Below are 20,746 nucleotides of genomic sequence, written 5' to 3'. Positions count from 1 at the left end.
CTCCCTAGAAAGGAGGTGATCCATCCCCACGTTCCCGTAGGGATACCTTGTTACGACTTCACCCCAATCATCGGCCCCACCTTAGACAGCTCTCTCCTTGCGGTTGAGCCACCGGCTTCGGGTGTTGCTGACTCTCATGGTGTGACGGGCGGTGTGTACAAGGCCCGAGAACGTATTCACCGCGGCATGCTGATCCGCGATTACTAGCGATTCCAGCTTCGTGCAGTCGAGTTGCAGACTGCAGTCCGAACTGAGAACGGGTTTCTGGGCTCTGCTCAACCTCGCGGTCTCGCTTCCCTCTGCTCCGTCCATTGTAGCACGTGTGTGGCCCAGGTCATAAGGGGCATGATGATTTGACGTCATCCCCGCCTTCCTCCTCCTTGCAGAGGCAGTCTCGCCAGAGTCCCCAACTCAATGCTGGCAACTGGCGACAGGGGTTGCGCTCGTTGCGGGACTTAACCCAACATCTCACGACACGAGCTGACGACAACCATGCACCACCTGTCTTCTCTATAGCTATGAGGAGATCTCTCTCCCTTTTAGATCGATGTCAAGACCTGGTAAGGTTCTTCGCGTTGCTTCGAATTAAACCACATGCTCCACCGCTTGTGCGGGCCCCCGTCAATTCCTTTGAGTTTCATTCTTGCGAACGTACTACTCAGGCGCGATACTTATTGCGTTGACTGCAGCACCGGGATCTGACTCCCGACACTTAGTATCGATCGTTTACGGCGTGGACTACTAGGGTATCTAATCCTATTTGCTCCCCACGCTTTCGGGACTGAGCGTCAGTTGCGGACCAGACCGTCGCCTTCGCCACTGGTGTTCCTCCATATATCTACGCATTTCACCGCTACACATGGAATTCCACGATCCTCTTCCGCACTCCAGTGATCCGGTTTCCGGGGCTTCCCGAAGTTTAGCTTCGGGCTTTCACCTCCAGACCTGTATCACCGCCTGCTCCCTCTTTACGCCCAATGATTCCGGATAACGCTCGCCACCTACGTATTACCGCGGCTGCTGGCACGTAGTTAGCCGTGGCTTTCTATGTTCGGTACCGTCACTCGCATGGCATTTCCTCCATCCGACGTTCTTCCCGTACAACAGAACTTTACGACCCGAAGGCCTTCTTCGTTCACGCGGCGTTGCTCGGTCAGGGTTTCCCCCATTGCCGAAAATTCCCTACTGCTGCCTCCCGTAGGAGTCTGGGCCGTGTCTCAGTCCCAGTGTGGCCGTCCGCCCTCTCAGGCCGGCTAAGTATCGTCGCCTTGGTGGGCCGTTGCCCCGCCAACTAGCTAATACTGCATAGGTCCATCCCCCCCGCTGACCATCCGGTCATTTAGCGCATCCAGGATGCCCTGAATGCGTCTATGCGGTCTTAGCAGCCGTTTCCAGCTGTTGTCCCCCTCGGAGGGGCAGGTTACCTATGTTCTCCTCACCCGTTCGCCACTGAGCACCAAGGTGCTCCGTTCGACTTGCATGTATTAGGCACGCCGCCAGCGTTCATCCTGAGCCAGGATCAAACTCTCCATTGTTTATGAATGGAGCTTTGAATAAGCTCTTTAAATTACTTCTGACTATTTGTTTTCGGTGTTTTGTTCACCGCTCAAAAATGAGTTCTTTGACGTGTTTCTTTTCAGTTTTCAATGTTCTGCATTGCGCTCCTTACCGGAGTGCTCACTAAATATACCATTTTCCTTCCTGCTTGTAAAGTGTTTTTTAAGATTTTTTGAATGTTTCGTTAAAAAATGTGGTATACAGGCATTTTATTGCGCATAATCGCTCATTTTTACATATCAGGTCATTTTTAACCTGCTCTGCATTTATGAATAATGGCAAAGAAAAACGCTTCCTTAAAGGGAAGCGCCGCTCTTCTATTTTCCAGCCATTTTTTTGTAAACGTCTACAAATTCCTGAGCTAAATCAATAACAACTAATCCGCACATTAAGTGGTCCTGAGCATGTACCATTAATAAGCTTAATGGTGTCTTTTCGCCGCGGATTTCAGCCTGGATCATTTCAGTCTGTGAATGATGTGCCTGGTTTACTGATTCTTTCGCTGTCTGTAAAGATTCATCTGCTTTTTCGAAATCTCCAGCTTTTGCATACTGAATAGCTTCGATCGCAGAGCTTCTTGCGCTCCCTGCATTAACGATTAAATTAATGACTAACTGTTCTTGTTCATCCATTACAATTGTCTCCTTCTCATTAACATTTTCGATACGGTTTTATTATAGCATACCTGTGAGCGATTTCAACCGTAACATTTTGTATCTCTTTATATGAGTTCAAAATGTTTGAGCGCGTTGACAATACCGTGTTCATCAATCGCATCGGTAATATAATCAGCGGCCTTTTTGCAAGGTTCTACGGCGTTGCCCATGGCAATTCCTAACCCCACACTTTTTAACATTTCTAAGTCGTTATTGCCATCGCCAAAAGCAATCGTATCATGCATGGAACGCCCTAACTTCTCCACCATCTTTTCAATACCTAAAGCCTTGCTGGTATTTTTAAGCGTTAAATCAAAGGAATGGGCACTGCGATGTTTCTGTAATTCAAAGTATGGCGAAAGACGACGCTTCATCTCCGGAATATCTTCGACATGTGCGCAGTAGATCATGCCAATGTATGTTTCAATTTTAAAAGGATCAAAATCATCTACACAGATTTCATCTTTCATCCCCCATTTCTTGGCGAATTGAATATGGGTTGGATCCTGTTTATCTTTAATATAAATATTTTCAGAATTTTCAAAGTAATAGTTCATCTCATATTCTGAGCAGAGCTTCATCGTCTCGACAATTCCTTTTACCGGAACAATATTGCGGTAAAGCGGTTCATGATGATAATCCACGCGACCGCCATTACAGGTCACCATCCCACTGAAGGGATAATAAGATACGCCATCAACGATAAAGCATTCACAGCGGCCCGTCGCTAAAAAGACATCATGTCCATTGGCCTTAAGCTGGTTCAAAGCCTCTTCCACTTCTGGCAAGATACGGTATATATTTTTACTGACTTCGATGAGTGTCCCATCGATATCAAAGAAAATCATTTTTTTATTCACAACACTTTATACTCCTTTAAACAACGCAAATTCTAACATAAAAGTGCAGACATGAGAAGACACAAGACTTTAAGGAACGGTTAAAAACACGTAAAAAAAAGAAGCAAAAATAATAGAGAGGCTAGCGAACCAACCTCTCTAAAAAATACGCCCATGAGCCACGTAGGTCATCATGGTACTTTCACTTCAATTAACACTGACTAAATACTCTTAATCAGCAAATACATCATACAAAATTTTAAGATAATGCACTATCAACACACTCTTAAGTTTGCTTCTAAGTCTTATTTCCATAACTTTAGGGTTAACCATACGCAAGACCAATCACTCTCGGACAATACTCATGATTTTAATGATAAAATCCATGTTAAACCCATAGATAAGAAATACACCTGCAATAACCGTTACCTGTTTGTGCCAATTTAAAAATGCACCACTTTTTTATAATTAAAACGGTTGAAAACTGTACCACTAATAACTCACAATAGAGAGATGTCACCGTCAAGTTAAATGTACAAAATAACAGCGAAATTTTTAAATCTATTTCTTATCGATACAAATTCCTCGTAGGCGCTCGGGACCCCTAATAGTATCAAGATAAGAAGAAAAGGGTATTTTGCTCCGCAAAAACCCTTTTAAAAACCGTGGGCTTCCGCCCACCCCTGACAAACGCAATGCGTTTGATCATGCCTCTGAAAAGTAGCTTTATCACGTAATTACTTTTCGTCGCTCAGCAAAAGCTAAATGCCTAAAATAAAAAGACAAGGGTAAACGTTGCTCACGTTGTTCGCCCTTGTCTTTATGATAATCTAAATTACGGTGGGGTCTGAGCAGGCTCCACCATTTTGTGTGGTTTTTGGTTTTTAAATATTTCTTGTTCTTTTCACTTTCGTGGGGTTCTGATACGTTCTAAACTATGTTATTATCCATATACAGAACTTAAAAATCTACAGAAAGAAAAAAAAGATGAAGAACTCTCCGACCAAAGTTTGTTCTTCATCTGTCCAACAAGACAAGATGATAATATCGCATTACAAGCAAGAAATCAATACGATTGATGAAGAAACTTTCCTAAATGACTTTAATAAATACTATGACACAGAGCAGATCCTTGATCAGCTCAGAAGCAAGTGGCGCAATTACAAGTGCTACGTTCATGGCTATGTCCATCGCAGTGTTATTATTAATGGTGCTAAATACACCCTAAAACTTTTACGCGTCAAGAAAATCAACAGAGATAATCCTGATGATCATGAGACGCACGTTGTCCTTCCAAGCTTTCTATTACCTTACATGCAGAACTGTGTCCAGGATGTCATTCATGTCTGCATAGAACTTAATATCCTCAATAATGATGAAGTCAGTGATCAGTCTGACAATACGGCTAATGAGTCTCTGGCGAGCAGAATCATCAACTATGTGCCGCCCTGCAGTTCATCCTTTTTCAGCTACATCAAAGCAAAGCTCAAGGGCCGCATCATCAGCTCAGTAAAAGATCTCTTTAGGATTTTCAGTCGAGTGCCTTTAAATGTAAGCCTTTCCATTAAGAGACTGATTTTTTTGATATAACTTTCCACACGAGCTATGTATTTTGTGCCCGGGGATTTTACAGTTAGACAACCTAATATCTCAAATTATGCGCTTGAAAAAAGCGTTTTTTTGTCAACTTTTGTTAATTTTAGACTCGTAATATTCCGTAATGTATGTTATAATGATATGGGAGGGCTTCCATATGGCTAAACGTTTAAAATCAACCAAATCTAAAAACTCTGAATCATTCTATATTATCGACGACTTCTATGATCCTAACACTAGAAAAAAATCAACCTTCGTTGTTGAAAAACTGGGCAATATTAGGACTCTCATGGACAAGTATCATACCGATTCCCGTGATGAGGTCATGAAGCAGCTTAAGCTTTATCTTGATGAACTCAGACAAAAAGACAGTGAGGACAAGGCAGATGTTAAGCTGATTCTTAGTCAGGATGACCTAATAGAAAAAGACAAGGAAAATCTCTTTAATATCGGCTATATGTACATCAGAAACATACTGTGTTCTTTGGGCATTAAGGATATCTGCAATGAGATATCAGACCAGTACAAGTTTCAGTATAATTTAGCGAGCATTATTAATGATCTTGTTTCTGCCAGGGTTATTTATCCCTCATCAAAGCTGTCTACGTATAAGTCATGCAGTAAGTTTTTTGATTTGTCTGATTATGAACTGGCGGATGTTTACCGTTCCCTCAAGGTTCTCTCTGAGCAAAGATACTTCATTGAAAAAATGCTTTACAAAAACAGTTCACAGCTTTTCAAGAAGAACACAGCGGTTCTCTACTATGACTGCACAAATTTCTATTTTGAGATTGAAGAAGAGGATGACTACAGAAAATACGGAAAAAGCAAGGAAAACAGACCTAATCCTATTGTTCAGTATGGTCTGTTTATGGATGCTGATGGTCTCCCTTTAGCTGATTATGTCTTTCAGGGCAATATGAATGAGCAAAAATCCATGAGAGAGTTAGAGGCTATTGTTGAAAGGGACTTTGCAGTTTCAAAGTTTGTTGTCTGTGCTGATGCAGGTCTCAACGGCTGGGAAAACAAGGTATATAATGACATGAAGAAAAACGGTGCCTATATTGTCACCCAGCCAATCAAGAAAATGTCAAAAGTCATGAAGGAATGGGCAATATCTCCAGAAGGATGGAAGCTTGAGGGGTATGCCGGAACTTTTAATCTTAATGACCTGGCTGATAAGGAAACCATTGAAATTGAGGGTGTAAAAAGAAAAATAAAGGATCTTGTTTTCTACAAGAACCGATGGGAAAAAAGAACTAAGAAATCCGAGTCATCGGGCGGCAAGTACACCCTTGAAGAAAACTACATAGTTACTTATTCAAGAAAATTTGCCAGCTATCAGAAACACATCAGAGAAAAGAAACTGGAAAGAGCCAGAAAGCTCCTTAATAACCCAGGAAAGCTCACAAAAACAAACCAGCGAGATCCCCGCTACTATATTTCTAAAGCATCAGTCACCAAGAATGGCGAGGTGGCTAATGAAACGGTTTATATGATTGATGAGGAAAAAATCGCTGAGGAAGAAAAGTATGATGGCTTCTATGCCGTTACCACTGATCTTGAAGACGATGATCTTTCATTGATTATTAGCGCAAACAAGCAGCGCTGGGAGATTGAAGAAAACTTTGAAATAATGAAAAGCGAACTAAAAACAAGACCTATGTATGTCACAAAAGAACATTCAATCAACGGTCATCTCCTAATATGCTTTATTGCCCTGCTGGTTTATCGCCTGCTTGAGAAAAAGTATATGAATGAGAAATATACATGTGCAGAATTATTTGATACACTCCGTGATCTTAACCTAACCTATATAAATGGAACAAACTATATTCCGTCCTTTAAAAGGACAGAAATTGTGGATGACCTGGCTGAAGTTTTTGGCTTTCAGCCCTCACGAAAAATAATTACTCAAAAATATTTAAAAAAATTTCAAAGAGTCGTTAATTCTAAAAAAAGTACGAAACTGATTTAAATAAAAGGAAGGCAAAATATGTTGAATACATCAATACATTTTGCCTTTATTAGCTTATTAACTGTAAAATATGGGATAATATCGCATTACAAGCAAGAAATCAATACGATTGATGAAGAAACTTTCCTAAATGACTTTAATAAATACTATGACACAGAGCAGATCCTTGATCAGCTCAGAAGCAAGTGGCGCAATTACAAGTGCTACGTTCATGGCTATGTCCATCGCAGTGTTATTATTAATGGTGCTAAATACACCCTAAAACTTTTACGCGTCAAGAAAATCAACAGAGATAATCCTGATGATCATGAGACGCACGTTGTCCTTCCAAGCTTTCTATTACCTTACATGCAGAACTGTGTCCAGGATGTCATTCATGTCTGCATAGAACTTAATATCCTCAATAATGATGAAGTCAGTGATCAGTCTGACAATACGGCTAATGAGTCTCTGGCGAGCAGAATCATCAACTATGTGCCGCCCTGCAGTTCATCCTTTTTCAGCTACATCAAAGCAAAGCTCAAGGGCCGCATCATCAGCTCAGTAAAAGATCTCTTTAGGATTTTCAGTCGAGTGCCTTTAAATGTAAGCCTTTCCATTAAGAGACTGATTTTTTTGATATAACTTTCCACACGAGCTATGTATTTTGTGCCCTTCGTTCTTTCCTATAATGAAGCTGCATTGATGAAAGGAGTGCATAATTTACAATGCCTAAAGATAAAAACTTAATAATCAGTAACAAGAACGCCGGGAGCAGCTCTGATGCTGTTTCCGATAGCACCGTTAAAGCTTTTTCATTCAATGATGATGTGCTAAAGCTTTTCAACATCAAGGAATCCCAGGTTGAAGAGTTTAAAATATCCAGTGAAAAAGATGAGCTTCATGTTCAGATAACGCTCAACAGAGGCGACTGCAGCTGTCCTATGTGCCGATCCGAAGAGATCAAGGTTAAGGGATACAAAATCAAGAAGGTCCGCCATTCCGTCCTCGCTCATGCGCCATGCATAATTGATTACAAACAGCGAAGATTCGAATGCAAGAACTGCGGTAAGACGTTCAATGAGGAAAACCCCTTCACCTTTCCTGGTGAAAAAGTCTCTGTCACGACCGTGTTTCTGGTTTTGAAGGACTTGCGTGATCCCAACGAAACGTTCACATCGGTCGCCAACAGATATTTTCTAAGCCCCACCACCGTTCAGAGAATCTTTGATGCGCATGTCAACATTCCCAGAAAAAAACTTACTAAATATTTGGTAATGGATGAGTTATGTCTAGCTTCCCATAACTCATCTTATGGAGAAAAAGTATTATGGGAAGTCGTTTTTAATTATGACCAAGTGCTGGTCTTTTTTCATTCCGGACTTCCCATAATATTTTATCTTTGGAATCACATTTATGTACTGTATACTCAAATTAAAAAGTTATCTGAGGCAAAAAGTGACCATTCAGATAACTTATATTTCGTGACTGATGTAATTATGATAAAATTATCTCATGCAAAGATACAGAAAGGAAAGGATCTTCAAAGCTATAAGTTTGGTCGCTTACTTTGAAGATTCCCCACGTGCACCATGTTACTATCAGTGTTTGCTTTTTTCAACACCTTTTTGAGAAAAAGACTTTATGAAGGAAGATCGATCTTTGATATCGATTTTGAAGATTTCTGCAGTTTTATAAATGAATTATCCTCTCAGTCCTGCTGTTATGATCATCATTCTTACAAGAGCAGAAAGAAGCCAAAAAAGATACCATGTAAACTTACAAAAAGAAAATATTTTAGATATCTTATCACATTTTATAACGGGCAAATGAATATAAGTACAATTGAAATACCGCTCATGTACAGCGTGAATACAAACAGCTATCATTCGCTTCTTCCTGCCTTTTTTATCATGTTTAAACACCAGTATTCCATTCAGTTCATTTTATCTGTTTTGATATACTGGGATAATCATAAGAATGATAAGACAGCCTGTAGTATATCTACTAAGTTTAATATTCCACGTTCGACCATGTATAGATGGAAGAAAGACTATTTACGTTACCTGATACTTTATAAAAAGTATTTAGGTGAATCTGTCTTCAGCTACTTTATTCGTGCATTTTTTAGTAATCCAAACAATTCAATAAACATTATTTACAATATCCTGAAAGAGCGAATATTTTCTTTAAAACATATGATTCACTACGAATATGTGACATGAATATTATTTGGATACATTTCAAATATATTCGATTATAGCTTCATATTTTGCTTTATAAATAAGACAGGACACGATTCATGATTATGTCTGTTATATAATGATTTTGTCATTTAAAGCGAGAGGAGGTATATAAAATGACGAGTATTAGTATGACTGCATCAGCTAAATTGAAAGTACAGATTAAGATGCAGTATGTCCTTTTGTGGGAGGTAATGAGTAATGGATAAAAGTGAATTTGTGAATTATTATCTGAAGATATTTAGAGATAATCAGAAGCCTGATTTGGTAGAAGCTACGATTAAACATAAGTGTAATCACGTACAACCCTTTCTAAGCTATGTATTTGATAATGATGTAAATGATTTTCATGATTTTGACCTTTCTATTGTATTCAAATTTATTAATCAGCTTCCTTACAGATCACAAACGAAAAGTATGGTTGCTTTTACATTGAGAAATTTCTTCGATATTCTCCATAAAAATGATCTAGCAACTGTTGATGGACGTAGACTTTTTCCAGTTATCTTTACGAATAGGCGATCGACGCTCCCTTCCTATTATACAGAAAAAGAAATCAAAATGATGTTGAGTGAAATCAAACCGAATAGTCAAAACTACTTACGGACAAAAACTATGATTATGCTGGCTGCTCAGACAGGTCTAAGAGCTAGCGATATTCTTCAGCTGAAGCTAAGTGACATTAAATGGGATAAGAATCTTATTGAAAAGCCACAGATAAAGACAGCCTGCAGAGTCAGCGTTCCCATATCAAAAGAAGTTCGATATCTGCTAATTGCATACCTAAGAGATATAAGACCAAAGAGCCTGAAAGATTATAATGAGTATGTATTTATTAACCCAGACACCGGGACCACATATTGCCGTTCAGAACTTACAGCCCTTGTTAAGTATTACTTTAAAAAATCTGATGTGGAGATTGGCGAGAGAAAGAATGGAGCGCATGCCCTGCGCCATTCACTTGCAACCAATTTACTAAATAAAAACACACCAATGCCTGTTATCACAGGTATTCTAGGCCATAAAAATCTTAATACAACAAGCAGATATCTTTCTATTGATGTGGAAACACTGCGCTGTCTCTGCCTGGAGGTTCCCAATGAGTATCACGATTGAAAACTTTCATGGCGTTTTCCGAGAGGTATTTGTTGGCTATGTAGAATATAAAAGGTCACTCGGATTTGCGTTCGATTACACCATTATTGCAGGACTATTAAAACTGAATAATTATCTTGAAACATACGATCTTAATGCGCCCATACTCACACGTGAAATGGCTAAGGGATATATTCATCAAAACGAAGGCAAGGCCCCGTCCACTATCCATAACTGTGAATCACGTATACGACAGGTCGGTCTATATATGAAGAATATGGGATATGAAAATGTTTATGTCTATCCTGAAAAGCATATTAAAAATACTACAGATTTCGTTCCATATATATTCTCAAAACAGGAAATGCAAAGTATTTTCAAGGCTATCGATATCCTCGCTTCAGAAAATATGATGTATCATTTCTATCAAACAGAGCTCAGACTCCTGTATGCTACAGCGATGAGGGTTGGAGAAACGCTTGATCTTAAGGTGAAGGATGTAGATTTTACAAGTAACGTTATCAAAGTAAATAATGCTAAGAACAACGTTACTCGACTAATTCCTTTTAATGAATCACTTAGAAAATGGCTTCTTAAAGGTGGAAATATAGATGGCGATCCAGATGATTATTTCTTTCCAGCTCCAAGAGCAGGAAAAACAGGGAAAAGGAAAAGATCACAGCAAGTTTGCATACTATTTCAAAGAACCATACTGCCAAAGGCAGGCATAAATATATGGAATGGAAAGTACAAAATACGTATTCATGACATTCGTCATAGTTCTGCATGCGCTATGCTTAGCCATATGATTGAGCTTGGCTGGGATCCCTACTGTGCGCTTCCTTATCTTAGCACCATGCTTGGACATAAGGGAATTGAAAGCACTGAGAAATATTTAAGGTTAACCAAAGAGCATTATGATGAAATCGTTAATGCCGGTCACTATATTTATGAAAAGGGGTTAGGAAATGACAATGAAGAAAAAGACATTTAAGAATGACTTTCCAAAACTGTTAAGCAAGTTTCTGATGGTTTATCTGCCTAAGCAGAGGGGCTTCAGCAGTAATACGGTCACTAACTATAGTTATGCTTTTAAGGAATTGTTTGATTACATGAAGGAAAAAGAAAATATAAATCCTTCTAAAATAACGATAGAAATGCTCGGATATGCCAGTATCATCAGTTTCCTTGATTATCTTGAAAATGAAAAAGGTGTTTCAGCGAACACCAGAAACAACAGGCTGGCAGCTATCAAATCATTTATGGCTTACGTAAGCTATGAAGCGCCTGAATATGTTAATACATGCAGTACAGTCTCAAAAATCAAAATGAAGAAATTTGAAAGCAAGCCAATGAACTATTTAACAGTTGAAGCAACTGAATTCTTATTCTCTACATTTGATCAAAATGATCCCGGTGATTTAAGGGACCTATGCATTATTCTTCTTTTATACGAAAGTGGTGCAAGAGTTTCAGAACTGACTGCCATCAGAAGAAGTGAAATCAAGCTTAAAGCACCACATACATTAATATTACACGGCAAGGGAAATAAATCAAGAATAGTTCCCATCGATGCAAGCGTAGTCAGGATTATTAAAAGATATACTGATCTATATGGAATTGATGCAGAAGATTTTTTATTTATGAATATACATGGAGAACAGCTTTCACGCAAAGGTGTCGCTTATATTGTCAATAAATGCTTTCAGAGAGCTAAGCAAATGAATCCGAGCCTTTTCCCTGAAAGGATTTCACCACATTCACTTCGCCATTCTAAAGCAACACATCTACTTGAAAATGGCGTCAACTTAATTTATATAAGAGATCTTCTTGGTCATGCATCAGTTACTACAACTGAGATCTATTCTAAAACAAATCCAGAAATCAAAAGAAAGCACCTTGAAGAAGCTGCACAAAATCTTATTGAAGAAGAGGAATTCAATGAAGACGAAAAAGACAACTTGGAAGAATGGCTTAATAAAATGATTCGATAAGCTTAAATAATTATGGGAAGTCCGGAATGAAAAAAGACTAGCACTTGGTCATAATTAAAAACGACTTCCCATAATACTTTTTCTCCATAAGATGAGACCTATAGTTTTCACTCTTCTCAAGGGGATTATGTATATGTCCTTATGGATTTTGAGACACTAGCAATCATTGATATCCTTCCTACAAGAAAAAAGGATGATCTTCAGAACTACTTTTCTAAGATTCCTAAGGATGAAAGAGATCAGGTGCGCATGACCAGCTCGGACATGTGGGAAACCTACCGTTCTGTATCAAAGCAGTTCTTCCCCAACAGCAAGCACGTAGTTGATACATTTCATCTTAAGGCTGAACTTTCTAGAAAGCTGCAGGATGTACGTATCCGTGTTATGAAAGACAATTACGTCAAGAAAAAGAAGCCTGAGGAAATCAAAGCGATGTCGCCTCAGGAACAGGAAGAATATGAACAGAAGATCATTAACTACTATCTTCTGAAAAAATTCAAATGGATGTTCTACAAACGTCCTGATGACAAATGTTTTGATCCCAATAACGAAAAGAAATACAACAAAGTATTTAAACGTTACCTTAATTACTATGAAATCTACTATATGATTCTCGATATAGATGATGAGTTAAGAGAAGCTGTCGCGCTGCAGGAATGCCTATATGCTTTTTTTAGAAAAAATGACCTGAAGACAGCCGCCAAGGCTCTCAAGGAGCTTATTACCAATTTCCACGCCTCACAGGTGAAGGAAATGAATGATTTCGCTAATACACTTGCCAACTGGAAGCAGGAAATTCTCAACTACTTTGAGCCTGTTCAGATCGGCGAAGAATTTATCATTGATGACGATCTCAATAACGCTGAGACCGAACTGATTAAGAATTTTATCGCTAAGAACCGTCAGAAGAAAACCAGACGCATGAACTCGAGCGTAATAGAGAATCGTAACCGCATTATACAATCGATAAAGTGCTGCGCTAATGGTTATTCCAACTGGTCAAGATTCCGCAACAGAGTTCTTTACTGTCTTGGCATGGATACATCTTTCTTCTTGGAGCCGCAGCCAATCAGCAGAGACAGAATTAACGACAAAGGTTCCAGAAGCAAGCGATAAAACCTTATATAAGTCTTATATAACGCCTATATAGCCATTATATATGAAAGGAAGCAAAGAAAATGAAAAAGCAAAAAAGAAAAATGGTTTCCTTCTCTCTTGATCCCGAAGTCTACGAAAGACTTCACCAGTATGCATTTGAACAGCACCAGTCGATGTCATCAGCACTGACATCCTGGATCATGAATGCGAAAGTCAAATATGACGTAAGCTGGAGGCAGGAATCACTATTCGATCATGAACCAGATGAATAACAACCATCTGCGGAGAAGCTTTATGCCTCTCCGCTTTATTTTATAAACAGAAAGGACATAAATATTATGAGCAAACACACCTACTCAAAAGATCTTAAAAACTATGGAGAATACAGAAAGGAATATGATGCCTGCGATAGACTGGAACCCAGCTGTGCTCCTGATAATAATATTTATTACGACGACGAGGACACTCGTCATTATCTGGATGAACTCGATAGGTTTCTTGATAAGGAAACATCCATTGAGCTTATGAATGATGAGGAACAGCACTGTATTGACTGGATACGCAGCGGCCATAGCTTCTATGCCAATGAATTTAATATGAAAGACAACAACGGCCGTCCTATGAACATAGCCGAAGCCACATTCATGCAGAGACTCATCATTGAAGCCTATAAAAACGGCTTTAGAAATAACTACTTCGAAGCTGATTACACTAATATTCAAAAAAGAGATCCTCATACAGACGAACTGACTGAAGAGGATCAAAGCTACATGGTTATTGATTTCTATGATTTCGAGAAGTACAAGAAGGATCACCCAGTCACTCCCCGTGAGGAAGGAGCATGCATTAAATGGATTAATGATGGTCACTGGTTCTTTACCAATCCGCTTTATAAACTGGATGGCATGTTCTTCCTGTATTCAGCCAGCTTTCTGGAGGCCTACCGGTTTTATAATCAGGCAGTTGAGCGATATAAAAAGCGCCTGGCTTATCACCAGGCACACCTGTAAAAGTAAATAGCGAAGACCCATCAGCCAGATTTCTCAGACTGTGAGTCTTCGCTAACAATACGCTCAGTATAGTGGGAGTTTTATTTACTCCAAAGGCCTATAAGTTTTCGTGGGGAGGTGCAAACCCTACGGTTTGAAAAACCCCAAAAAACTGGATAGCCTACGCTACTTTAAAGCGCCGTCTTTATTATTTATAGCCATTTTAAACGCTTATGCCGACGAAAAGTAATAATCACGTGTAAATATACTCGAATTGATTTAAAACGTCTTAGAACGCAAATATGAGCTTCTAACGACTTAATTCATCTCTATCTCGTGTTTGAGTTTCATTTCTATGAATTTTTTCAAACTCTCCACCTTTTACAAACTCTTTAATTTCGCTCACAAGGTTATTCATGAGCTTTTTAGCTTGTCCAACAGTTGCACCAAGGGTATTTTCCATAAACTGATTAAAACCTCTGTAAATGCCCTTAATTTCGTTTTTAAGCGATTTATTCTCTTTCTCCAACGAATCAATTTTCTCTAAATTATTATTAAATCTATCTGCCAAATCATTGTAATCACGCACTACCTCTTTGTATTTGCCTTTTACGTAATCAATTCTTTTTGGTAAATCTGTTTCTGCATATTTTTTTAGTTGCTCATTCGATTTATATAAATCTTCATAATAATTTATCTACATTCCCTTTAGTAACGTGTAACTTTCCAAATTTACAAAAGCGACTCATAGAATTATTTCCTCCCGTTAAATAATAGATAACTATTAAAAATAGACAATACTTGCTCATAAGTAACGGTACTTAAATTGTTTACTTTGGCGTGTTTCATTGCTTGATGAAACTGATTTTTAGTAAACAGTTGACGATATTCTCGATTGACCCATTTTGAAACAAAGTACGTATATAGCTTCCAATATTTATCTGGAACATCTGTGGTATGGCGGGTAAGTTTTATTAAGACACTGTTTACTTTTGGTTTAGGATGAAAGCATTCCGCTGGCAGCTTAAGCAATTGCTGAATCGAGACTTGAGTGTGCAAGAGCAACCCTAGTGTTCGGTGAATATCCAAGGTACGCTTATAGAATCCTTCTTCAACAATCAGATAGATGTCAGACGCATGGCTTTCAAAAACCACTTTTTTAATAATTTGTGTGCTTAAATGGTAAGGAATACTCCCAACAATTTTATACCTCTGTTTGTTAGGGAATTGAAACTGTAGAATATCTTGGTGAATTAAAGTGACACGAGTATTCAGTTTTAATTTTTCTGACGATAAGTTGAATAGATGACTGTCTAATTCAATAGACGTTACCTGTTTACTTATTTTAGCCAGTTTCGTCGTTAAATGCCCTTTACCTGTTCCAATTTCGTAAACGGTATCGGTTTCTTTTAAATTCAATTGTTTTATTATTTGGTTGAGTACTTTTTCACTCGTTAAAAAGTTTTGAGAATATTTTATATTTTTGTTCATGTAATCACTCCTGAAGTGATTACATCTGTAAATAAATACAGAAGTTAAATGATTTGTTTGTAATTTTAGTTATCTGTTTAAAAAGTCATAAGATTAGTCACTGGTAGGAATTAATCTAACGTATTTATTTATCTGCGTAATCACTGTTTTTAGTCTGTTTCAAAACAGTAGATGTTTTATCTACATTACGCATTTGGAATACCAACATGACGATCCCTACTTCTTAATTACAAATTTTTAGCATCTAATTTAACTTCAATTCCTATTATACAAAATTTTAATTATCTTGTCAAGGTTATAAAACACTGTTTTTTAATTATATTTTAAATACTTTAAATATATTTCATTATAATACCCTGTTTTTTAATTTTTGAATCCAGGTACAATTCTATGATTTGTTTCATGATCATAATTTATCTTCAGACGGTCATGCAAGTTTTTAGATCTTCCAATAAGTATTAAAAGTTAATTTGCTGCCTATAAGACTCTTCTCAGCAGCCTGTATTTGCTATTAAAACCCTAGAAGAAAATCAGCGCATTTTCTGTTCAAAAATTTCTATAAATTCAATATGCGTAAGTTTAAATATACCATTTTAAATATAAGGCGCCAAAAAAGAAGATATCCCTAAGGATACCTTCTTGCATGTTACTCTTATTCAACGATTTCAGTAACGTTACCAGCACCAACAGTTCTACCACCTTCACGGATAGAGAAACGAGTACCGTTTTCGATAGCGATTGGGTGAATTAATTCTACGTCTAATTCAACGTTGTCGCCAGGCATAACCATTTCTACGCCTTCTGGTAATTCAATAACACCAGTGATGTCAGTAGTTCTGAAATAGAACTGAGGACGATAGTTAGCGAAGAAAGGAGTATGACGTCCACCTTCATCTTTAGTTAAGATGTAGACATGAGATTTGAATTTCTTATGTGGGTGAACTGAACCAGGTTTAGCGATAACCTGACCTCTTTCGATCTGATCACGGTTGATACCTCTTAATAAGACACCAACGTTGTCACCAGCGATTGCGTAGTCTAATAACTTACGGAACATTTCGATACCAGTAGCTACTGACTGCTGAGTTTCTTTGATACCAACGATTTCGATTGGATCATTTAAGTTTAACTGACCACGTTCTACTCTACCAGTAGCAACAGTACCACGACCAGTGATTGTGAATACGTCTTCAACTGGCATTAAGAATGGTTTATCAGTATCTCTGACTGGATCAGGGATATAAGAATCCATTGTGTCTAATAATTCCTGGATTGCAGGAGTCCATTTTGGATCGCCTTCAAGTGCTTTTAAAGCTGAACCACGGATGATTGGAGTATCATCACCTGGGAAGTCGTATTCATTTAATAATTCACGAACTTCCATTTCTACTAAGTCGATTAATTCTTCGTCATCAACCATATCGCATTTGTTTAAGAATACGATGATGTAAGGTACACCAACCTGACGAGATAATAAGATATGTTCTCTTGTCTGTGGCATAGGTCCATCAGTTGCAGCAACAACTAAGATAGAACCATCCATCTGAGCTGCACCAGTGATCATGTTCTTGATGTAGTCAGCATGGCCCGGACAGTCAACGTGTGCATAGTGACGATGTTCAGTTTCGTATTCAACGTGTGCAGTGTTGATTGTGATACCACGTTCCTTTTCTTCTGGAGCGGCATCGATCTGGCTGTAATCTTCGAATTTAGCCATACCTTTTTCAGAAAGGTATTTAGTGATTGCAGCAGTTAATGTAGTTTTACCATGGTCAACGTGACCGATAGTACCAACGTTTACATGGACTTTACCACGGTTAAAATGTTCTTTTGCCATTTAAGGTCTTCCTCCTATTAATTACTTAAAATTTTACATATACATTCTATATGAATTACTGCTAAAAAGCAATATAATTCATGACTTTTCATGCCTTGCAAGTGATAAGTCACCGACTTACCACTCACAAAACGGTTTGCGTGAAAGAATTAGTCTTCTTTTCCGCCTTTTTCTTTAATGATCTTTTCACGAATTGACTTAGGTACCTGTTCATAACGGTTGAACTGCATAGTGTAGTTACCACGGCCCTGAGTGAATGAACGTAAGTCAGTTGCATAACCGAACATTTCAGAAAGTGGTACAGAAGCTTCAACCATAACAGCGTTACCTCTTTCTTCCTGACCATCGATCATACCACGACGAGATGAGATATCACCCATAACTGAACCTAAGTATTCAGCTGGAGCAGTCACTTCAACCTTCATGATTGGTTCTAAGATAACTGGATCACACTTCTTAGCAGAGTTCTTTAATGCCATAGAAGCAGCGATCTTGTATGCCTGTTCAGATGAATCGACATCATGGTAAGAACCATCGAATAATGTCGCTTTAATATCTAAGACTGGATAACCAGCGATGATACCATTATTTAATGCTTCTTCAAGACCCTGTTTAACTGAACCAATGTATTCTCTTGGGACAGCCCCGCCGACTACTGCGTCAACGAATTCAAAGCCTTTGCCTGGGTTTGGTTCAAATTTGATCCAAACGTGACCATACTGACCACGACCACCAGACTGTCTGATGAACTTACCTTCAACATCAGCTGCTTTTGTGATTGTTTCACGGTAAGCAACCTGAGGAGCACCAACGTTAGCGACTACGTTGAATTCACGTTTTAAACGGTCAACGATGACGTCTAAGTGTAATTCACCCATACCAGCGATGATTGTATCACCAGTTTCAGGGTTTGTTGATGTTCTGAAAGTTGGATCTTCTTCAGCTAACTTAGCTAAAGCGATACCTAATTTATCGTTATCAGCTTTTGTTTTTGGTTCAATAGCTAATTCGATTACTGGTTCTGGGAATTCCATCTTCTCTAAGATAACGAAGTTGTTTTCATCACAAAGAGTATCACCAGTCGTTGTATTTTTGAAACCTACAGCGGCAGCGATATCACCAGCATAAACCTTATCGATTTCTTTACGGTGGTTAGCGTGCATCTGTAAGATACGTCCTAAACGTTCTCTCTTATCTTTTGTAGAGTTTAATACATAAGTTCCTGATTCAGCAGTACCTGAATAAACACGGAAGAATGTTAATTTCCCTACATATGGGTCAGTCATAACTTTGAATGCTAAAGCTGCGAATGGTTCATCATCTGATGGATGACGATCTACTTCGTTGCCTTCAGCATCTGTACCCTTGATTGAAGGGACATCAGTAGGTGCTGGTAAGTAATCGATAACAGCATCTAACATTGGCTGAACACCTTTATCTTTATAAGCGGAACCACATAATACAGGGAATAATTCAACTGCTAATGTCCCTTTACGGATGGCAGCCTTTACCTGTGCGATGTCTGGTTCTTCACCTTCAAGAACCTGCATTAATAAATCATCATCAAATGATGCAGCAGCTTCTAACATCTTTTCATGGTATTCCTGTGCCTGATCTTTGTATTCATCAGGAATTTCTTTTTCAATGACTTCGATCCCTTCAGCACCTTCGAAATATAATGCTTTCATAGTCACTAAGTCAATAACGCCTTCGAATGTTGATTCAGCACCGATTGGTAACTGAATTGCTACGGCATTAGCGCCTAAACGTTTACCGATTGATTCTAAAGACATAATGAAGTCTGCACCTGTCGCATCCATTTTGTTAGAGAATACGATACGAGGTACACCATAAGTTGTAGCCTGTCTCCAAACTGTTTCAGTCTGAGGTTCAACCCCTGCCTTAGAGTCAAGGACAGTAACAGCACCATCTAATACACGTAAAGATCTTTCAACTTCGACTGTGAAGTCAACGTGACCCGGTGTATCGATAATGTTAATTCTGTAACCTTTCCAATGCGCAGTAGTGGCAGCGGAAGTGATAGTGATACCACGTTCCTGTTCCTGTTCCATCCAGTCCATCTGTGAAGCACCATCGTGTGTTTCACCAATCTTATGGATTTTACCAGTGTAATAGAGGACACGTTCAGTCGTTGTGGTTTTACCAGCATCGATATGAGCCATGATCCCGATATTACGTGTTTTTTCTAGTGGAAATTCACGAGCCATAATTTTCTCCTTTTAAATATTTCTTCTATATATAAAATGATATTACCAACGGAAATGTGCGAAAGCTTTGTTGGCTTCAGCCATTTTATGAGTATCATCTTTCTTCTTAACAGCAGCGCCGGTACCGTTAGAAGCATCAATGATTTCATTAGCTAAACGATCAATCATCGTATTTTCATTTCTTAAACGAGAATACTGAGTTAACCATCTTAAACCTAATGTTAATCTTCTTTCTGGTGAAACTTCAACTGGGACCTGGTAGTTAGCACCACCAACTCGTCTTACTTTTAATTCAAGAACAGGCATGATGTTATTGATTGCAGCATCAAAAACTTCCATAGCTGGTTTGCCAGTCTTAGCTTCTACTTCTTTAAATGCGTTATATAAGATGTTCTGAGCGACACCTTTTTTACCATCGAGCATGATGTTATTGATTAATTTAGTAATAGTTTTGCTATTGTAAACTGGATCAGGTAATACATCTCTCTTAGCAATACGTCCTTTTCTAGACATTAGCAATTCCTCCTATTTTATTTCTTTGGTTTTTTAGTTCCGTAACGAGAACGGCCCTGTGCACGATCTTTAACACCAGCGCAGTCCATAGTACCACGGATAATATGGTAACGAACCCCTGGTAAGTCCTTTACACGTCCACCACGAATTAATACAACTGAGTGTTCCTGTAAGTTGTGACCAATTCCTGGGATATAAGCTGTTACTTCTAAACCGTTAGATAATCTAACTCTGGCATATTTACGTAAAGCTGAGTTTGGTTTTTTAGGTGTCATAGTAGCCACACGTGTACAAACTCCACGCTTCTGAGGTGAAGCAACCTTAGTAGCTTTCTTAGCTAATGAGTTATAACCTCTCTGTAATGCTGGAGATTTATATTTCTTAACTTTTTCACTACGTCCTTTTCTAACTAACTGATTAATTGTAGGCATTGTTTTCTCCTTTCTTTTCTAACACACAATTCCGGGTGTTTCAAAAATTCAGTTATAAAATAATGCTTGTCAACAAGCACCTTTGATATAATACATAATTGACTACCTGAAGTCAACACTTTTTTTACTCTTTTTTAAATCAACGAACCCGTGCGTTTAATATAGCACTTTTATATGAGCAGAACAATACTTTTTTAAGAAAAATACGTATATCTTCTCACC

18 protein-coding genes, 1 rRNA gene and 1 pseudogene are annotated in these 20,746 nt (G+C 38.4%); 10 read left to right on the top strand and 10 right to left on the bottom strand.

Features of this window, described 5'->3' with window-relative positions:
* Positions 1-8: 8 nt before the first annotated feature.
* The 3 genes from SG0102_RS03740 to SG0102_RS03730 all read right to left on the bottom strand — a co-directional run bounded on the left by SG0102_RS03740 (position 9) and on the right by SG0102_RS03730 (position 3,073).
* Positions 9-1,535 (bottom strand): 16S ribosomal RNA (locus SG0102_RS03740).
* Positions 1,536-1,874: 339 nt separating this feature from the next.
* On the bottom strand, positions 1,875-2,189 hold the full coding sequence (locus tag SG0102_RS03735; protein WP_125118717.1) for a PTS lactose/cellobiose transporter subunit IIA: 315 nt from the start codon (positions 2,187-2,189) through the stop codon (positions 1,875-1,877).
* Positions 2,190-2,278: 89 nt separating this feature from the next.
* Positions 2,279-3,073, bottom strand: a complete 795-nt coding sequence (locus tag SG0102_RS03730; RefSeq protein WP_331852252.1) for a Cof-type HAD-IIB family hydrolase — start codon at positions 3,071-3,073, stop codon at positions 2,279-2,281.
* 1,017 nt (positions 3,074-4,090) lie between these two features.
* Here SG0102_RS03730 and SG0102_RS03725 point away from each other — a divergent pair.
* The 10 genes and pseudogenes from SG0102_RS03725 to SG0102_RS03680 all read left to right on the top strand — a co-directional run bounded on the left by SG0102_RS03725 (position 4,091) and on the right by SG0102_RS03680 (position 14,045).
* Positions 4,091-4,642 carry a hypothetical protein gene (locus SG0102_RS03725; protein ID WP_148668830.1) on the top strand — a complete coding sequence of 184 codons (552 nt, stop codon included), beginning with the start codon at positions 4,091-4,093 and terminating at the stop codon, positions 4,640-4,642.
* Positions 4,643-4,805: 163 nt separating this feature from the next.
* Entirely contained in the window at positions 4,806-6,626 is a 1,821-nt protein-coding gene (locus SG0102_RS03720) for an IS1634 family transposase (RefSeq protein ID WP_125118715.1), read from the top strand.
* A gap of 18 nt (positions 6,627-6,644) precedes the next feature.
* Positions 6,645-7,250 carry a hypothetical protein gene (locus SG0102_RS03715; protein ID WP_125118714.1) on the top strand — a complete coding sequence of 202 codons (606 nt, stop codon included), beginning with the start codon at positions 6,645-6,647 and terminating at the stop codon, positions 7,248-7,250.
* Between the two features lie 83 nt (positions 7,251-7,333).
* Complete coding sequence (locus SG0102_RS03710; protein WP_125118713.1) at positions 7,334-8,179, top strand: transposase family protein; 846 nt, start codon at positions 7,334-7,336, stop codon at positions 8,177-8,179.
* An 870-nt stretch (positions 8,180-9,049) separates the two neighbouring features.
* Complete coding sequence (locus SG0102_RS03705; protein WP_125118712.1) at positions 9,050-9,964, top strand: tyrosine-type recombinase/integrase; 915 nt, start codon at positions 9,050-9,052, stop codon at positions 9,962-9,964.
* Positions 9,948-10,937: a tyrosine-type recombinase/integrase gene (locus SG0102_RS03700; protein ID WP_157982964.1), complete on the top strand. Its 990-nt coding sequence runs from the start codon at positions 9,948-9,950 to the stop codon at positions 10,935-10,937. Before SG0102_RS03705 ends, SG0102_RS03700 begins: the two co-directional genes overlap by 17 nt.
* Positions 10,918-11,937 (top strand): tyrosine-type recombinase/integrase, encoded by a 1,020-nt coding sequence (locus SG0102_RS03695; RefSeq protein ID WP_162300178.1) that lies wholly within the window; start codon positions 10,918-10,920, stop codon positions 11,935-11,937. The genes SG0102_RS03700 and SG0102_RS03695 overlap by 20 nt, the downstream gene beginning before the upstream one ends.
* 114 nt (positions 11,938-12,051) lie before the next feature.
* Positions 12,052-13,053: pseudogene (locus SG0102_RS03690) on the top strand (ISL3 family transposase); the annotation flags it as partial.
* Positions 13,054-13,115: 62 nt separating this feature from the next.
* Positions 13,116-13,307 (top strand): hypothetical protein, encoded by a 192-nt coding sequence (locus SG0102_RS03685; protein ID WP_125118708.1) that lies wholly within the window; start codon positions 13,116-13,118, stop codon positions 13,305-13,307.
* Positions 13,308-13,373: 66 nt separating this feature from the next.
* Complete coding sequence (locus tag SG0102_RS03680; protein ID WP_125118707.1) at positions 13,374-14,045, top strand: hypothetical protein; 672 nt, start codon at positions 13,374-13,376, stop codon at positions 14,043-14,045.
* A 289-nt stretch (positions 14,046-14,334) separates the two neighbouring features.
* On the opposite strand, the gene SG0102_RS03675 is transcribed toward SG0102_RS03680, so the two are convergent.
* The 7 genes from SG0102_RS03675 to rpsL all read right to left on the bottom strand — a co-directional run bounded on the left by SG0102_RS03675 (position 14,335) and on the right by rpsL (position 20,524).
* Positions 14,335-14,613: a hypothetical protein gene (locus tag SG0102_RS03675; protein WP_197715068.1), complete on the bottom strand. Its 279-nt coding sequence runs from the start codon at positions 14,611-14,613 to the stop codon at positions 14,335-14,337.
* A 164-nt stretch (positions 14,614-14,777) separates the two neighbouring features.
* Positions 14,778-15,515, bottom strand: a complete 738-nt coding sequence (erm(B), locus tag SG0102_RS03670; protein WP_002292226.1) for a 23S rRNA (adenine(2058)-N(6))-methyltransferase Erm(B) — start codon at positions 15,513-15,515, stop codon at positions 14,778-14,780.
* A gap of 124 nt (positions 15,516-15,639) precedes the next feature.
* Positions 15,640-15,723 carry a 23S rRNA methyltransferase attenuation leader peptide gene (locus SG0102_RS03665; RefSeq protein ID WP_001814874.1) on the bottom strand — a complete coding sequence of 28 codons (84 nt, stop codon included), beginning with the start codon at positions 15,721-15,723 and terminating at the stop codon, positions 15,640-15,642.
* Between the two features lie 444 nt (positions 15,724-16,167).
* On the bottom strand, positions 16,168-17,352 hold the full coding sequence (tuf, locus tag SG0102_RS03660; RefSeq protein WP_125118706.1) for an elongation factor Tu: 1,185 nt from the start codon (positions 17,350-17,352) through the stop codon (positions 16,168-16,170).
* A gap of 149 nt (positions 17,353-17,501) precedes the next feature.
* Positions 17,502-19,580 carry an elongation factor G gene (gene fusA, locus SG0102_RS03655; RefSeq protein ID WP_125118705.1) on the bottom strand — a complete coding sequence of 693 codons (2,079 nt, stop codon included), beginning with the start codon at positions 19,578-19,580 and terminating at the stop codon, positions 17,502-17,504.
* Positions 19,581-19,622: 42 nt separating this feature from the next.
* Positions 19,623-20,093, bottom strand: a complete 471-nt coding sequence (rpsG, locus tag SG0102_RS03650; protein WP_125118704.1) for a 30S ribosomal protein S7 — start codon at positions 20,091-20,093, stop codon at positions 19,623-19,625.
* A gap of 17 nt (positions 20,094-20,110) precedes the next feature.
* Positions 20,111-20,524: a 30S ribosomal protein S12 gene (rpsL, locus tag SG0102_RS03645; protein ID WP_125118703.1), complete on the bottom strand. Its 414-nt coding sequence runs from the start codon at positions 20,522-20,524 to the stop codon at positions 20,111-20,113.
* Positions 20,525-20,746 lie beyond the last annotated feature (222 nt).

This window comes from Intestinibaculum porci (assembly GCF_003925875.1).
In the GTDB taxonomy this organism is placed as follows: domain Bacteria; phylum Bacillota_I; class Bacilli_A; order Erysipelotrichales; family Coprobacillaceae; genus Intestinibaculum; species Intestinibaculum porci.
Note: the sequence above shows the minus strand (reverse complement) of the source record. Positions and strands in the feature narration are given on the sequence as shown.

Bases quoted from the DNA above. Each gene is read 5' to 3' on its own strand.
- SG0102_RS03685 (WP_125118708.1), top strand. From the start codon at position 13,116: ATGAAAAAGCAAAAAAGAAAAATGGTTTCCTTCTCTCTTGATCCCGAA.
- SG0102_RS03720 (WP_125118715.1), top strand. From the start codon at position 4,806: ATGGCTAAACGTTTAAAATCAACCAAATCTAAAAACTCTGAATCATTC.
- SG0102_RS03725 (WP_148668830.1), top strand. From the start codon at position 4,091: ATGATAATATCGCATTACAAGCAAGAAATCAATACGATTGATGAAGAA.
- SG0102_RS03715 (WP_125118714.1), top strand. From the start codon at position 6,645: ATGTTGAATACATCAATACATTTTGCCTTTATTAGCTTATTAACTGTA.
- SG0102_RS03695 (WP_162300178.1), top strand. From the start codon at position 10,918: ATGAAGAAAAAGACATTTAAGAATGACTTTCCAAAACTGTTAAGCAAG.
- fusA (WP_125118705.1), bottom strand. From the start codon at position 19,580: ATGGCTCGTGAATTTCCACTAGAAAAAACACGTAATATCGGGATCATG.
- tuf (WP_125118706.1), bottom strand. From the start codon at position 17,352: ATGGCAAAAGAACATTTTAACCGTGGTAAAGTCCATGTAAACGTTGGT.
- SG0102_RS03710 (WP_125118713.1), top strand. From the start codon at position 7,334: ATGCCTAAAGATAAAAACTTAATAATCAGTAACAAGAACGCCGGGAGC.
- SG0102_RS03680 (WP_125118707.1), top strand. From the start codon at position 13,374: ATGAGCAAACACACCTACTCAAAAGATCTTAAAAACTATGGAGAATAC.
- SG0102_RS03700 (WP_157982964.1), top strand. From the start codon at position 9,948: ATGAGTATCACGATTGAAAACTTTCATGGCGTTTTCCGAGAGGTATTT.
- SG0102_RS03705 (WP_125118712.1), top strand. From the start codon at position 9,050: ATGGATAAAAGTGAATTTGTGAATTATTATCTGAAGATATTTAGAGAT.
- rpsL (WP_125118703.1), bottom strand. From the start codon at position 20,524: ATGCCTACAATTAATCAGTTAGTTAGAAAAGGACGTAGTGAAAAAGTT.
- SG0102_RS03665 (WP_001814874.1), bottom strand. From the start codon at position 15,723: ATGTTGGTATTCCAAATGCGTAATGTAGATAAAACATCTACTGTTTTG.
- rpsG (WP_125118704.1), bottom strand. From the start codon at position 20,093: ATGTCTAGAAAAGGACGTATTGCTAAGAGAGATGTATTACCTGATCCA.
- SG0102_RS03735 (WP_125118717.1), bottom strand. From the start codon at position 2,189: ATGGATGAACAAGAACAGTTAGTCATTAATTTAATCGTTAATGCAGGG.